This is a genomic window from Pseudomonas putida (assembly GCA_041879295.1).
Taxonomy (GTDB): Bacteria; Pseudomonadota; Gammaproteobacteria; order Pseudomonadales; family Pseudomonadaceae; genus Aquipseudomonas; species Aquipseudomonas putida_Y.
This window is the reverse complement of the sequence record CP047152.1, coordinates 161,002-175,836: the sequence shown is the minus strand read 5'-3', so window position 1 is coordinate 175,836 and position 14,835 is coordinate 161,002. Positions and strand designations below refer to the sequence as shown.

Below are 14,835 nucleotides of genomic sequence, written 5' to 3'. Positions count from 1 at the left end.
CCCGCGCCTACAGGCTCTCCTCATCTTCCGAGGGCAAATCCTCATCCAGATGCAACCAAGGCAACCGGCTGCCTACCCAGATATGTCGGTTGGCTCGTACCCGCTCAGGGTGATCCAGCGTCGCCACCGTCACATCGATCGTCTGCGGGCTATGCGTGGTCACCAGCGCCACATGCGCCCCACACTGCCCACAGAAGTAGCGGCTGCAACTGGCAGGCGCCACATAGCAGTTCGGCTCGCCCGTTAACCACTGGAACCCGGAACGGGGCAGGGTAAGCCAGGTGACCACCAGTCCACCGCTGACCCGCCTGCAGATCGAACAATGACAGTGGGCAATGTCCGTCAGGTTGCCCTCCAGTCGATAACGCAGGGCTCCACAATGGCAGCCACCTTCGGTTACATCCTGCATCACCTACCTCTCGTCACCTTTGCTTCAGCGAAAGCTGGCTGAAAGCTTGCCCTCTTAGGATAGCGCCCACTACCGGCACAAGACCGGTCAGCCAGGGCACCCGGTCAATACCGCGCCCGGCCCAATCAACAACAACAATGGTGATTCTGATGTATTCCTGCGACCGCCTTTTCGTAGCCCCCCTCCGCATGCTCTCTGCACAGCGCCCTGCGCGCTGATACGCCCGAATCGACTGTCCTTTCGCCGCGCCACGCCTGGAGTATTGCCATGCTGACCTTCCTCGGCTTTGCCATGGTCATCACTTTCATGTACCTGATCATGAGCAAGCGCCTGTCGGCCTTGATCGCGCTGATTCTGGTACCGATCCTGTTCGCCCTGTTCGGCGGTTTTTCCGCCAAGATCGGCCCCATGATGCTAGAGGGCATCAGCAAGCTCGCACCTACCGGCGTGATGCTGATGTTCGCCATCCTCTATTTCGCCCTGATGATCGATTCCGGCCTGTTCGACCCGGCCGTGCGCAAGATCCTCAAGCTGGTCAAGGGCGATCCGCTGAAAGTCTCGGTGGGCACCGCTGTACTGGCCCTGGTGGTCTCGCTCGACGGTGACGGTGCTACCACCTACATGATCTGCTGCGCCGCCATGCTGCCGATGTACAGCCGCCTGGGCATGAGCCCGCGGATCATGGCCGGCCTGATCATCCTCGCCGGCGGCGTGATGAACATGACCCCCTGGGGTGGCCCGACCGCCCGTGCTGCCAGCGCCCTGCACGTAGACCCGTCAGACATCTTCGTGCCGATGATCCCGGCCATGCTGTTCGGTGTGCTGGCGATCCTGGCCATTGCCTACATGTATGGCAAACGTGAACGTGCCCGCCTGGGCGAACTGCATCTGCCTACCGACGACATCGACCACAGCGAAATCACCGTCTCGCAGTACCCGGACGCACGTCGGCCCAAACTGCTGTACTTCAACGGTGCCCTGACCGCCGCCCTGATGGCCGCACTGATCGCCGGTGTACTGCCGCTGCCAGTGCTGTTCATGATTGCCTTCAGTATCGCCATGATCGTCAACTACCCATGCCTGCAACAACAGAAGGACCGCATTGCTGCCCACGCCGGCAGCGTGCTGGCCGTAACCGGGCTGATCTTCGCCGCCGGCATCTTCACCGGCATCCTGTCCGGTACCGGCATGGTCGACGCCATGTCCAAGAGCCTGCTGTCGGTCATCCCTGAAGCGCTAGGCCCATACCTGGCTGTAATCACCGCGATCGTGAGCATGCCGTTCACCTTCTTCATGTCCAACGACGCGTTCTACTACGGCGTGCTGCCGGTGCTGGCCGAAGCCGCAAGCCACTACGGCATTACCCCGGTAGAAATGGCCCGTGCGTCGATCGTCGGGCAGCCGGTACACCTGCTCAGCCCGCTGGTACCCTCCACCTACCTGCTGGTGGCCCTGGCCGGTATCGAGTTCGGCGATCATCAGCGCTTCACGCTCAAGTGGGCAGTGCTGGTATGCCTGTGCATAATGCTCGGCGCACTGCTGATGGGGATTTTCCCGCTGTTCAGTAGTCTTTAATACATCTGTATCACATACGCGACGCGCCCTGACCGGGGCGCGTTGCCATTACCGCTCGAAGGAAAATACATGGAATGGCTGACCAGCCCGGAAATCTGGGTTGCCTTTTTCACCCTTACCGCGCTTGAGATCGTCCTCGGTATCGACAACATCATCATGATCTCGATTCTGGTCAGCCGCATGCCCAAGCACATGCAGCCACGCACCCGGATCTTCGGCCTGGCCCTGGCCATGGTCACCCGTATCATGCTGCTGCTGTCGATTACCTGGGTGATGCGCCTTACCGCCGACCTGTTCGTGGTCTTTGGCCAAGGCATCTCCGGGCGTGACCTGATCCTGTTCTTCGGAGGCCTGTTCCTGCTGTGGAAGAGCTCGCAAGAGATCTACCACGGCCTGGAAGGCGAGGACGAGAACGCAGAGGAGCCCAAAGGCGCAGGTGGCAAGTTCTTCTACACCATCATCCAGATCGCCATCATCGACATCGTGTTCTCGCTGGACTCGGTGATCACCGCTGTGGGCATGGTTTCCCACGTACCGGTGATGATCGCCGCCATCGTCGTGGCCGTGCTGGTGATGATGCTGTGCGCCGGCGCCATCAGCAATTTCATCGACAAGCACCCGTCGCTGAAGATGCTCGCGCTGTCGTTCCTGATCGTGGTCGGTACGGTGTTGATCGCTGAAGCGTTCGATGTGCATGTGCCGAAGGGCTATGTCTACTTCGCCATGGCCTTCTCGCTGGGGGTGGAAGCCATCAACATACGCATGCGCACCGCCATGGCCCGCAAGGAGGGCAAAGATCATGAACCGGTGAAACTGCGCAAGGACATTCCGGGTCAATAAGGCCAAGGAAGTGCAGCACAACAAGGGCCCTTCGCAGGGCCCTTTTTCATGCCCGTTTTTTTGTGTGGGGTCACAGTGGGGGCTTGCCCGCGAAGCTACCCGTACAAGCAATCATTCATTTCAGATCTGTTTCAAATAAATGACTGCCATGCGAAGCTGGCGACACCTGGGCAAAACAACTAAAGCTTTGAGTGAGCACTGAAAATTATTCAAACGCTCACGTTTCTTTTCTTGGCCCAATGGGCCTTTGCAACAGGGGGCCTTCGCCATGCTGACCCTGCTCAACCTGCTCTCGGCCGTGACGCTTCTGGTCTGGGGTACCCACATTGTGCGTACCGGCATCCTTCGGGTATTCGGCTCGAACTTGCGGCGCATCATCAGCCAGAACATGGACAAGCGCCCACTGGCATTCATCGCCGGTATTCTGGTCACTGCCATGGTTCAAAGCAGTAACGCCACGGCCATGCTGGTCACCTCCTTCGTCGGCCAAGGCCTGATGGCCATGACCCCGGCCTTGGCGATCATGCTGGGTGCCGACGTGGGTACCGCGCTGATGGCCCGGGTGCTGACCTTCGACCTGTCCTGGCTGTCGCCGCTGCTGATCTTCCTTGGCGTGATTTTCTTCCTTTCGCGCAAGCAGACACGGGCCGGCCAACTGGGCCGGGTAGGCATCGGGCTTGGCCTGATCATCCTGGCACTTGAACTTATCGTGCAGGCAGCTGCACCGATCACCCATGCTCAAGGCGTGAAAGTGCTGTTTGCCTCACTGACCGGCGACATCATGCTCGACGCTCTGGTCGGGGCAATGTTCGCCATGATTTCCTATTCCAGCCTGGCAGCCGTTCTGCTCACAGCAACACTGGCCGGCGCCGAACTGATCAGCTTGCCGGTAGCCATCGGGCTGGTGGTCGGCGCCAATATCGGCAGCGGGCTGCTGGCTTTCATCAGTACCAGCATGCAGAACGGCGCCGGGCGTCGGGTAGCCTTGGGCAGCCTGCTGTACAAGCTGATCGGCTTGGTGCTGATCATCCCTGTGCTGCACCCGCTGGTGGAATGGATGGACTCGTTGAGTTTCAGCCCTCAGGAGCTGGTCATCGGCTTTCACCTGCTCTACAACACGCTGCGCTGTCTGATCATGCTGCCGACGGTCAAACCGATGGGGCGACTGTGCAACGTCCTCCTGCCGGAACGGGAAACCGGCAATGGCCAGATGCGTCCGCGCCACCTTGACGCCTCGGCCCTGGAAACGCCCAGCCTGGCCTTGGCCAACGCCGCGCGCGAGACTTTGCGCCTGGGGGACATCGTCGATAGCCTGCTCGAAGCCATGCTCGGAGCCCTGCGTGGCACCCAGGCCGCCTTGCCACAGCAAGTTCGCGCCTTGGGCGAGGACGCCGAAGCCCTGTACAGCGCAATCAAGCTGTACCTGGCGCAGATGTCACGGGAAGACCTCAGCGAACAGGACAACCGCCGCTGGGCCGAAATCATCGAACTGGCAATTAACCTCAAACTCGCCTGTGACCTGATCGAACGCATGTTGCGCAAGGTCCAGCAGCAAAAAACCAGCCAGCGCCGGGAATTCTCCCAAGTAGGCCTGGAAGAGCTGTCCGGCCTGCAGGAGCAATTGCTGGCCAACCTGCGCCTGGGCCTGTCGGTGTTCCTCAGTGCCGACCCGGAAAGCGCCCGCTTGCTGCTGCGGGAAAAACGTCGGTTCCGTGCCCAGGAACGGCGCCTCGCCCACGCCCATGTCAGCCGCCTGCAGCGCAAGATCGTGCAAAGTATCGAAACCAGTTCGCTACACTTGGAGCTGATCGCCGACATGAAGCGGTTGAACTCTTTGTTCTGTAGTAGTGCCTATGTGGTACTAGGCGGCTCGGACACCGGAGGGCTGATGCTCGACAGTGTGCCCGATGAAGCCCGCCAGCCCTGATTTCTCCTTGCTGAGGACCCTCGCTCGCCCATGCGTTGCCTGATGTTCGTTTGCCTGCTGATCTGCAGCCTGTCCTCGTTCGCCCTCGACCGCTCGCGGGTTGAAGGCTACCTGTTGCCTAATGGTCTGCAGGTCATCCTGAAAAACGGTTACGAACGTGACCATGTGGCGATTCGGCTGGTGGTCGGCGTGGGCCTGGATGATTTCGACTGCGAGCAGAAAGAGCTGCCACACCTGCTTGAGCACCTGTTGTTCAGTGGTATCGACGAAACAGGCGAAGGTGGGCTGGAAGAGCGCTTGCAAGCGCTTGGCGGCGAGTGGAACGCTTATACCAGCAGTGCCGACACCACCTTTGTCATCGAGGCCCCGGCGCGCAACCAGCGCAAGGTCCTGGACCTGCTGTTGGCAGTAATCCGCGATACCCGCATCGACGCCAAGGCCTTGGCCACCGCCAAGCGCATCATAGAGCGCGAGGATGGCGGCCACTATGGCCACCTGCAGCGCTGGCTCGACCGCCAGGACATCGGCCATCCCGCCAGCAGTCAACTGGCCACCGAGCTGGGTCTGAAATGCCCGGAGCGTTCCAACCTCGACGACATGACCTTGGCGCAAGTCCAGGCTTTGCGTGACCGCTGGTACGCGGCCAACAACATGACCCTGATCATGGTCGGCGGCCTCGACCGCCTGCTTCCGGCCTATCTGGAGCGGTCCTTTGGCGAGCTGCCCACTACTGAACCCGAAGAGCGCCGCAACCTAGAAAGCATCACCCGACAGGCCGAGCAGCGTCGCAACCTGACCCGCGGCTGGCTGGGCGATGGCGTCAAACTGCACTGGCTGTTCATCGAACCGGTGCTGGACAACGACCACCAAGCCACCCTCGACCTGCTGTCGCGCTACCTGGACTGGGCGCTGTACGACCAGCTGCGCCTGCGCAACGGGCTATCCTACGGCCCCTCCGTACAACGTGAGAGCTTTGGCGACACCGGCCTGCTCAGCCTCAATGCGGACCTTGAGCGCGATGACATCGACAAGGCAATCAAGGTGATGCAGGGCCTGTTCGACCACCTGCGCAAAGAAGGCCTGGACCCAGACACCTTCGCCCGCATCAAGGAAGCCAGCATCGGCAAGGAAAGCTGGAGCACCCAAGGCAACAGTGCCTTGGCCGACTACTACTGGGGGGCGCTGAACGACTACACCGACGGGCGCTTTGCCAACCCGGTGCGCAAGCTGCGCCAGGTCAGCCTGGAACAGGCCAACGAGGCGCTGAAGGATCTACTCAAGGAAGATGGCTATGTGCGCATCGAAAAGCCGTTGCTAGGCTATGACGAGCTTTACGGGCTGATGGCCTTGCTTGTAGGGCTGGTCCTGGCGGCGGGGCTGTTGCGCTGGCGGCGGCAAAGGCCTGAGCGGCCCAGTGGTGCTACACGGCAGCGGTGATTCGGCGGTATCCTTTTGCCAGTACCGGACCCTTCGCGGGCTTGCCCGCGAAGAGGCTGGCACAGCCACCTCACTTTTCTGTTGTAGCCCCCAATGCCCCAAATCCCCCAAATCGTTCAGCGCATCATCGAACTCCTCAAGCGCTACCCCGGCATCATCGCGCTCGGCGGTTTCCTCTCCGGCATCGGCAGTTTCATCCTGGTCGACCGCCAGGCTGGCCTGGCCAGCTGGGTCGCCGTGCTCATGCTGGTCAGCTGGGTCTGGCTGATGCTGGAGAACACCCTCACCGGGCTGTTCGCGCGCACGTTCAACCGCGAGATCCCTCAGCCGCTGTTGCGTTACGCAACGCAGATGATCCACCAGGAAACGCTGTTCTTCGTGCTGCCGTTCTTTTTCATCACCACCACCTGGAACAGCGGACAGCTTGTCTTCACAGGCCTGCTCGGCGCCGCCGGCCTGGTCTCGATCATCGACCCGCTGTACTACAAGTGGCTGGCACCGCGGCGCTGGCTGTTCCTGGCGCTGCATACCCTGACGTTGTTCGCCGCTCTGCTGACCGCTCTCCCGATCATCCTGCACCTGACCACCGCACAAAGCTTCAAGCTGGCCCTGATCGCGGCCATGGCCCTGTCTTTCCCCAGCCTGGCCAGCAGCTTCCCGGTCAACAATTGGCGCCGCGCGGTGGCACTGGTGCTGGTTACCCTGTCGGTCGGTGCCGGGGGCTGGCTGCTGCGCTCCTGGGTACCGCCGGCAACCCTGTGGATGACCGAGGTGGCAGTGAGTACTGAGGTACTGAACCGCCAACCGGGCGATTCGCTGGACGAAATTGCCGCCAGCCGCATCCGCAGCAGTGGCCTGTATGCCTACACCGCCATCAACGCTCCACGCGGCCTGAACGAGCGGATCTACCATGTGTGGCAGAAGGACGGCCAGGAGGTCGACCGCATTGCCCTGGACATCCACGGCGGACGTAAGGAAGGCTATCGGGCCTGGACCCACAAGCAGAACTTCCCGCCCAACCCGGTAGGCAAGTGGCAGGTGAGGGTGCTGACCGAGGATGGGCAAGTGATCGGCGTGCTGCGCTTCAAGGTGGTCAATGATGCACCAGCTGCTAGTTGACCCCTGCCTTGCGCAGCACAAGCAGGCCCAGGTCACTGTTGCCAAGCGTACATACAGCACATAATCACCAAACACCCCATGCCCCCTGCGCTATGATCAGGCCCTAAGCCTTAGCGCCGAGTCAATTGCATGGAGCCTATGACCACCCCCAGCGCCACCCTGGACACCCGCAGCCAACCGGCCTGCCTGCGGGTTACCGGCGACTGGACCCTGGCACACTACGCCAACCTCAAGCGCGAGAGCGAGCGCCTGCGCACGCAGTGCCCTGACGACACCATCGCCGACCTCAGCCAGCTGGGCCGCCTGGACACCGCCGGCGCTTCGCTGCTGGCCGAACTGCTAGGCTCCGAGCGCCTGTCGCGCTGCACCCTCGAGCTGCCTGAAGCCAGCCGGGCGCTGCTGAAGAATGTCTACTGCTCGGTCCAGGATTACTGCATCCCGGTCAAAGAGCCCGAGCGCAATGTACTGTTGCAGCTGCTGGAGCGTATCGGTTGCGCCGTCGGCACGCTCTGGCAGGACAGCATGCAATTGCTTGGTTTCGTCGGTGTGATTCTCGAAACCTTGCTGCGCCGCGCCTTCCAGCCACATCGCTGGCGCTTCACTCCTGTGGTGGCACACATTGAACAGACCGGGCTGGATGCCGCGCCCATCGTTGCGTTGCTGACATTCCTGGTGGGCGCCGTAGTCGCGTTCCTCGGTGCCACGGTGCTGGCCGACTTCGGCGCGACCATTTTCACCGTCGACCTGGTTGCGTTCTCGTTCCTGCGCGAGTTCGCCGTGCTGCTGACAGCCATTCTCATGGCCGGCCGCACTGCCAGCGCGTTCACCGCACAGATCGGCTCGATGAAGGCCAACGAAGAAATTGACGCCATCCGCACTCTGGGCCTCAACCCCATGGAGCTGCTGGTGGTGCCGCGGGTACTGGCCCTGTTGATTTCGCTGCCGTTACTCACCTTTGTCGCGATGATCTGCGGCATCGTTGGTGGTGCAGTAGTATGCGCCCTGACGCTGGACATTTCGCCGGCCATGTTCCTGTCACTGCTGCAAAGCGACATTGGCGTGCAGCACTTCCTGGTAGGCCTGGCCAAGGCACCGTTCTTCGCCTTCCTGATCGCTGCCATCGGCTGCCTGGAAGGCTTCAAGGTCAGCGGCAGCGCCGAGTCAGTGGGGGCACACACCACCTCGGCAGTGGTGCAGTCGATTTTTGTGGTCATCGTGCTGGATGCGGTGGCAGCGCTGTTCTTCATGGAGATGGGCTGGTGAGTGGCCAGGATTGCGTAATCGAAGCCCGCGGCATCTGCAACCGCTTCGGCCGCCAGGTGGTGCATGAAAACCTTGACCTTGACCTGTACCGCGGCGAAATCCTCGCCGTGGTAGGCGGCTCAGGCAGCGGCAAGTCGGTGCTTCTGCGCAGCATCATTGGCCTGCGCCGGCCCAATGAAGGGCAGATCAAGGTACTCGGCCAGGACCTGACCGGCCTGCGCGAAGAACAGCGTTCACTGGTCGAACGGCGCTTTGGCGTGTTGTTCCAGAAGGGCGCGCTGTTCTCTTCGCTGACGGTGACCGAAAACGTGGCTTTGCCGCTGATCGAGCACGCCGGGCTGTCGCGCAATGATGCCGAGCACCTGGCCGGGGTGAAACTGGCCCTTGCCGGGTTGCCGATCTCGGCTGCCGACAAGTACCCGGCCTCGTTGTCGGGGGGCATGATCAAGCGCGCAGCGCTGGCCCGCGCCTTGGCCCTGGACCCGGACATCCTTTTTCTCGACGAGCCCACGGCTGGCCTGGACCCGATCGGTGCTGCGGCATTTGACCAGTTGATCCTTACCCTGCGCGATGCTCTGGGCCTGTCGGTGTTCCTGATCACCCACGACCTCGACACCCTGTACACCATCACCGACCGCATCGCGGTGCTGTCGCAGAAGAAAGTCCTGGTGGCCGGCCCGCTGGCCGAGGTCGAGAAAACCAACGACACCTGGATCCAAGAATACTTTCACGGCCCACGCGGGCGTGCAGCCGAACAGGCTGCCACCCGTGCCGGGCAGGAGCGCTGAGCAATGGAAACCCGAGCCCATCACGTCCTCATCGGCCTGGTCACCGTTCTGGTGGTGGCCGGGGCCATGCTGTTCGGCCTGTGGCTGGCCAAGTCCAGTGTCGACGACGCCTTCAAGGATTACGAAGTAGTGTTCAACGAAGCCGTGTCTGGCCTTTCCCGTGGCAGCACGGTGCAGTACAACGGCATCAAGGTGGGCGACGTGTCCACCCTGCGCCTGGACCCGAAAGACCCGCGCCGGGTATTGGCACGGGTGCGTCTGAGCGCCGATACCCCGGTGAAGGAAGACACCCAGGCCAAACTGACCCTGGCCGGCGTCACCGGCAACTCGTTCATCCAGCTCAGCGGCGGCACCCCGCAAAGCCCCGAGCTTAAAGGCAAGGATGGCAAGCTGCCGGTGATCGTCGCTTCGCCATCGCCAATCTCGCGTCTGCTCAACGACAGCAGCGACCTGGTGACCAACATCAACATGCTGCTACACAACGCCAACCAGATGTTCTCCGAGGACAACATAGGCCACCTCAGCAACACGCTGGCCAACCTCGACAAGACCACCGGCGCCTTTGCCGGCCAGCACGGCAGCATCGCCGAGGCCATCGAGCAGCTGGTGCAGGTTGGCAAGCAGGCCAGTGCCACCCTGGCCGAAACCCAGGCGCTGATGCGAAATGCCAACGGCCTGCTGGGTAGCGAAGGCAAACAGGCGATCGGCAGCGCCGAACAGGCCATGCAGTCACTGGCCCAAAGCACGGCAACCATCAATAACCTGCTCAAGAACAACAGCGAGGCTATCGGTGACGGCGCCCAGAGCCTGAACCAACTCGCCCCAGCCATTCGCGAACTGCGCGAAACCCTTAACGCACTCAAAGGCATTTCCCGGCAACTGGAAGCCGATCCAAGCGGCTACCTGCTGGGCCGCGACAATAACAAGGAGTTCCAGCCATGAATCCGTTACGCCTGCTGACCCTTGTGGTTGCGCTGAGCCTGGCCAGCGCCTGCTCGATCCTGCCGAAAAGTGAACCTGTGGACCTTTATCGCCTGCCGGTGAATCAACCCAGCCGCACGGCACCGGCGCTGGACTGGTCATTGCGCCTGAACAAGCCGCTGGCCAGTGAAGTGTTGGCCGGGCCAAGGATTGCCGTGATTCCCCAAGGCAATGTGGTGAGCAGCTACAAGGGCGCGCGCTGGAGCGATGCGGCCCCGGTGCTGCTGCGCAACCGCTTGCTCGATGGGTTCCAGCGAGAGGGCCAGGTACAGCGCCTCAGCGCCGACGACAGCAACCTGCAGGCTGACTACGAGTTGGCCGGCGAGCTGCTGGCATTTCAGAGTGAATACCGCACAGATGGGGTTGTGGAGGTGGTGATCCGCTATGACGCTCGCTTGGTCCAGGGCCGCAACCAACGTATCCTGGCTAGCAAGCGCTTCGAAATCCGCCAACCGCTGAACGACAAACAGGTATCAGCAGTGGTCGCAGGCTTCGGCCAGGCCAGCGACCAGCTGGTGGGGCAAGTCGTAAACTGGACCATCACCCAGGCCAATCAGGCACAGCTGAAGGTTCAGGCAAAGAACCAATAGCAGACAAAGATCGCCGCGATCACGCCGGACAACTCAGCCAGCAGCGCGCATCCCACCGCATGGCGCACGCGCTGGATTCCCACGGCACCAAAGTACACCGCCAACACATAGAAGGTGGTTTCGGTACTGCCCTGGATAGTCGCCGCCAGCAGCGCCGGAAAACTGTCCACGCCGTGGGTCTGCATGGTCTCGATCAGCATCGCCCGTGCAGCGCTGCCAGAGAGCGGTTTGACCAGCGCCGTCGGCAAGCCTTCGACGAAGCGTGTATCCATGCCCATCCAGTTCACCGCATGGCGAATGCCTTCCAAGGCCAGCTCGAGGGCGCCTGACGCACGCAGTACACCCACCGCCACCAACATCGCCACCAGGTAAGGCAGCAGGTTCTTGGCCACATCAAAGCCTTCCTTGGCGCCTTCGACAAAGGCTTCATAGACCTGCACGCGTCTCAGGGCGCCGATCACCAGGAACAACGTGATCACGCCAAACAACGTGAGGTTGCCCAGGACTGACGACAGACTTGCCAGCGCAGCCGCCGACAACGAGCCAAGAAAAGCCATGAAACCACCCAGCAGCAAAGCGCCGGGAATAAAGTAGGCGAGCACGACCGGATCCCACAGGCGTAAGCGCTGCATCACCGCCACTGACAGCAGGCCAACCAAGGTCGAGACGCTGGTAGCCAGCAAGATTGGCAGGAACACCATGGCCGGGTCTGCCGCACCTTGCTGGGCCCGATACATGAAGATGGTCACCGGCAGCAGGGTCAGCGACGAGGCGTTGAGCACAAGGAACAGAATCTGCGCATTGCTTGCCGTAGTGCTGCTGGGGTTCAGCTCCTGCAGCGCCCGCATGGCCTTCAGGCCAATCGGCGTGGCGGCATTGTCCAGGCCCAGGCCGTTGGCGGCGAAGTTCATGGTGATCAGGCCCAGGGCCGGGTGGCCAGGCGGCACCTCCGGCATCAAACGAGCGAACAGCGGGCCCAAAACCTTGGCCAGCCATTCGACGATGCCGGCTTTTTCGGCGATTTTGAGAAAGCCCAGCCATAGGGTCAGCGTGCCGAACAGCAACACCATTACCTCGACCGACAGCTTGGCCATGGCGAAGATGCTTTCGACCATTGCCGCGAAGATGCCAGCGTTGCCACCTACCAGCCATTGGGCCAGGGCGGACACCGCCGCCACCAGGAAAAAGCCGAGCCAAAGGCCGTTGAGCATCCGTATGTTCCCCCTCAAAAGTGCCCGAATAATAGCGTATCGCAGCCTGTGACTGGCGATCGAGAGCCTTTGCAGGTGCGGCTCAAAATCTCGCAGATAACAAAAAGCCCCGACAGGTCGGGGCTCTTGGTCAAACAGCCATCAGGCTCAGCGCTTGGCGGTTTCGCCAACCACTACAGCTTCCCGCTTCTCGGCCATCAGCGAGGCATAGTACTTCTCGCCCTTGACCGCGTCGTACATGCCTTCCCAGCGAGCAATGACCAACGCAGCCAAGGCGTTGCCCACAACGTTCAGCGCAGTCCGGGCCATGTCCATGATGCGGTCCACACCGGCGATGAAGGCCAGGCCTTCCAGCGGGATGCCCACGCTGCCCAGGGTGGCCAGCAGTACCACGAACGATACGCCCGGCACACCAGCGATACCTTTGGAGGTGACCATCAGGGTCAGTACCAACAGGAGTTGCTGGCTCCACGACAGGTCGATACCGTACAGCTGAGCAATGAAGATCGCCGCGATGCTCTGGTACAGGGTCGAACCGTCGAGGTTGAACGAGTAGCCGGTCGGAACCACGAACGAGCAGATCGACTTTGGCGCACCGTACTTCTCCATCTTCTCGATCACCCGCGGCAGCACGGTTTCCGAACTGGAGGTGGAGTAGGCCAGGATCAGCTCATCTTTCATGATGCGCATGATCTTGATCACCGAGAAGCCGAACACGCGGGCCACCAGGCCCAGCACCATGAAGGCGAAGAAGGCGATCGCGAAGTACACCAGCAGCACCAGCTTGGCCAGCGGCAGCAGCGAGCTGAAACCGAAGTTGGCCACGGTCACGGCAATCAGGGCGAACACGCCGATCGGGGCGTAGTTCATGATCATGTGAGTGACCTTGAACATGGTTTCCGAGACGGCCTGGAAGGTACGAACCAGCGGGTCACGCAGCTCTGCCTGCAGGCTCGACAGGCCCAGACCGAACATCACCGAGAAGAAGATGATCGGCAGCATTTCGCCACGCATCAGCGCTGCGAAGATGTTCGACGGGATCAGGTTCAGCAGGGTTTCGATGAACGCGTGCTCATGCTGCACTTCGGCCGCTGTCGCCTGGTACTTGGAGATGTCCACAGTGCCCAGAGTGCTCATGTCGATGCCGGCGCCCGGATGGAACAGGTTGGCCAGCACCAGGCCTACGACGATGGCGATCGTGGTCACTACTTCGAAGTAGATGATGGTCTTCAGGCCGATGCTGCCCAGTTTCTTCGCGTCGCCAACACCGGCGATACCCACGATCAGCGACGAAATCACGATCGGGACAACGATCATCTTGATCAGGCGGATGAAGATGTCACCAGCGGGCTGAAGGACGTTGCTGATCCACCATGCCTTTTCTGCACTGAAATGATTCAGTAGAGCGCCGATTGCAACACCCAGGACCAGACCGATGACGATCTGCCAGGCGAGGCTCAGTTTTGCCTTCTTCATGTCTTTACCCTTTGTTTTAGTGGTCATGGCACCTGGCGGAAACGCGCGTAACAGAGCCATAGGCAAGGTCACGGGCAGTAAGGGCTTCCGTAAGGCGACGTCATGTAAGGACACCGCAGGCGAGCGACAAGGCGCTCTGGCCAGCGAAAAAGGCGGCAACTATTGCGACGGCAAGGGGCGAAAGCTAATGCCGGAAACGCATAACCCATGCCGTTTATGCATACCATTTTCGACCTAGCCGGCAGCTTCGCAAGTGCTTGATTTATAACATTCGGAATCCCGAACAAGACCAAACCGCCATATTTCGGCAGATTTGGCAGTACAGATTGGGTATGAAAGATGGCCTGTTCGACAATCCGAATGGCGGAAATGCCACTTGTAGACGCACCGAGATAGTCGAAAAAAATTTGATGTACGGTCGAGACAAAATGTGTCTCAAGGGAAAAAACGCGCAAGGGAAGCGACGTTTCGTACAGGCTCCTCGGAAGTCAGGTCTCGCAAGGTATCCCTGTGACACCGCCGACCTGAGACTTCCGATTTCGCCTTTCCTGACCCGGCCCATTACTGGAGGCACTCCCTGTACCCCTAGGCCACTCCGATCCTGTAACAACCAGAACAGCCCGGCCCCTTGGTCATGTGCTACCCCTCCTCGGGGCGGCGCATCATAGAAGGCTGAACTATAGAAAGCTTCAGCTTCTATTACGTGACAGTGAGTGACCTTTCATCCGTACCGGCAACAAATGCTCTCAGTACCAGTTCGGGTCACGCTTGAGCTGCTCCTGCAGCATTGCCTTCATGCCGTCGTCGGGTTCGCCCAGCCAGCGATACTGCGCGTGACGGGTGGGCGACTTGTCGCTCGGCAAACCTTCGGGTACCTCCACCAGCATCCCGTAGGCATCATCCTTGTCCCAACTGAACGCCACGATCAGCCGCTTGTAGGTGCAATTGTCCTGTTTTTCGCACAACGGGCCGACCAGGTACTTGTCGCCGTCTTCAGTAACGGCAGACATCTGCTGCTGGGCACTGCCGGTCAGGTTGACCACCCAATCGGGTAGGCGTTCCTCGCCTTCAATGGTGTCCTGCCAGGTTTCCCGGTACTCCGGGTCCGAGCCGAGTAGCTGGTCGACCCGAACCTGGCCGTCATTTGCCGCCATGGCTGCCGCGCTACCGCCCAGCAGCAGGGCGGCGACCACGGCTGAACGAAGCTTCCTGCCCATCT

The 14,835-nt window shown here is 61.0% G+C and carries 13 protein-coding genes; 9 read left to right on the top strand and 4 right to left on the bottom strand.

What is annotated here, in order from left to right; genetic code table 11:
* Window positions 1–7 precede the first annotated feature (7 nt).
* Window positions 8–409, bottom strand: a complete 402-nt coding sequence (locus tag GST84_00830) for a GFA family protein (GenBank protein XGB10985.1) — start codon at window positions 407–409, stop codon at window positions 8–10.
* Window positions 410–676: 267 nt separating this feature from the next.
* On the opposite strand from GST84_00830, the gene GST84_00825 reads away from it, so the two are divergent.
* The 9 genes from GST84_00825 (at window position 677) to GST84_00785 (ending at window position 10,929) form a co-directional block, all read left to right on the top strand.
* Window positions 677–1,984 carry a citrate transporter gene (locus GST84_00825; GenBank protein XGB10984.1) on the top strand — a complete coding sequence of 436 codons (1,308 nt, stop codon included), beginning with the start codon at window positions 677–679 and terminating at the stop codon, window positions 1,982–1,984.
* Window positions 1,985–2,053: 69 nt separating this feature from the next.
* On the top strand, window positions 2,054–2,824 hold the full coding sequence (locus tag GST84_00820) for a TerC family protein (protein ID XGB10983.1): 771 nt from the start codon (window positions 2,054–2,056) through the stop codon (window positions 2,822–2,824).
* Window positions 2,825–3,092: 268 nt separating this feature from the next.
* Window positions 3,093–4,751, top strand: a complete 1,659-nt coding sequence (locus tag GST84_00815; protein XGB10982.1) for a Na/Pi cotransporter family protein — start codon at window positions 3,093–3,095, stop codon at window positions 4,749–4,751.
* A 30-nt stretch (window positions 4,752–4,781) separates the two neighbouring features.
* The gene (locus GST84_00810; protein XGB10981.1) at window positions 4,782–6,188 is read left to right on the top strand and encodes an insulinase family protein; all 1,407 of its coding nucleotides are present in this window, start codon (window positions 4,782–4,784) and stop codon (window positions 6,186–6,188) included.
* Between the two features lie 93 nt (window positions 6,189–6,281).
* On the top strand, window positions 6,282–7,307 hold the full coding sequence (locus GST84_00805; protein XGB10980.1) for a DUF2914 domain-containing protein: 1,026 nt from the start codon (window positions 6,282–6,284) through the stop codon (window positions 7,305–7,307).
* Between the two features lie 129 nt (window positions 7,308–7,436).
* A complete protein-coding gene (locus GST84_00800) occupies window positions 7,437–8,570 on the top strand; it encodes an MlaE family lipid ABC transporter permease subunit (GenBank protein XGB10979.1) in 1,134 nt (377 codons plus the stop codon).
* Complete coding sequence (locus GST84_00795; GenBank protein ID XGB10978.1) at window positions 8,567–9,358, top strand: ATP-binding cassette domain-containing protein; 792 nt, start codon at window positions 8,567–8,569, stop codon at window positions 9,356–9,358. Before GST84_00800 ends, GST84_00795 begins: the two co-directional genes overlap by 4 nt.
* 3 nt (window positions 9,359–9,361) lie before the next feature.
* Entirely contained in the window at window positions 9,362–10,300 is a 939-nt protein-coding gene (locus tag GST84_00790) for an MCE family protein (protein XGB10977.1), read from the top strand.
* Window positions 10,297–10,929: a hypothetical protein gene (locus GST84_00785; protein XGB10976.1), complete on the top strand. Its 633-nt coding sequence runs from the start codon at window positions 10,297–10,299 to the stop codon at window positions 10,927–10,929. The genes GST84_00790 and GST84_00785 overlap by 4 nt, the downstream gene beginning before the upstream one ends.
* On the opposite strand, the gene GST84_00780 is transcribed toward GST84_00785, so the two are convergent.
* The 3 genes from GST84_00780 to GST84_00770 form a co-directional block, all read right to left on the bottom strand.
* Window positions 10,911–12,140 (bottom strand): hypothetical protein, encoded by a 1,230-nt coding sequence (locus GST84_00780; protein XGB10975.1) that lies wholly within the window; start codon window positions 12,138–12,140, stop codon window positions 10,911–10,913. The two genes, GST84_00785 and GST84_00780, sit on opposite strands and share 19 nt — an antisense overlap.
* Before the next feature lie 147 nt (window positions 12,141–12,287).
* Window positions 12,288–13,616, bottom strand: a complete 1,329-nt coding sequence (gltP, locus tag GST84_00775) for a glutamate/aspartate:proton symporter GltP (protein ID XGB10974.1) — start codon at window positions 13,614–13,616, stop codon at window positions 12,288–12,290.
* A gap of 746 nt (window positions 13,617–14,362) precedes the next feature.
* Window positions 14,363–14,833, bottom strand: a complete 471-nt coding sequence (locus GST84_00770; protein XGB10973.1) for a hypothetical protein — start codon at window positions 14,831–14,833, stop codon at window positions 14,363–14,365.
* Window positions 14,834–14,835 lie beyond the last annotated feature (2 nt).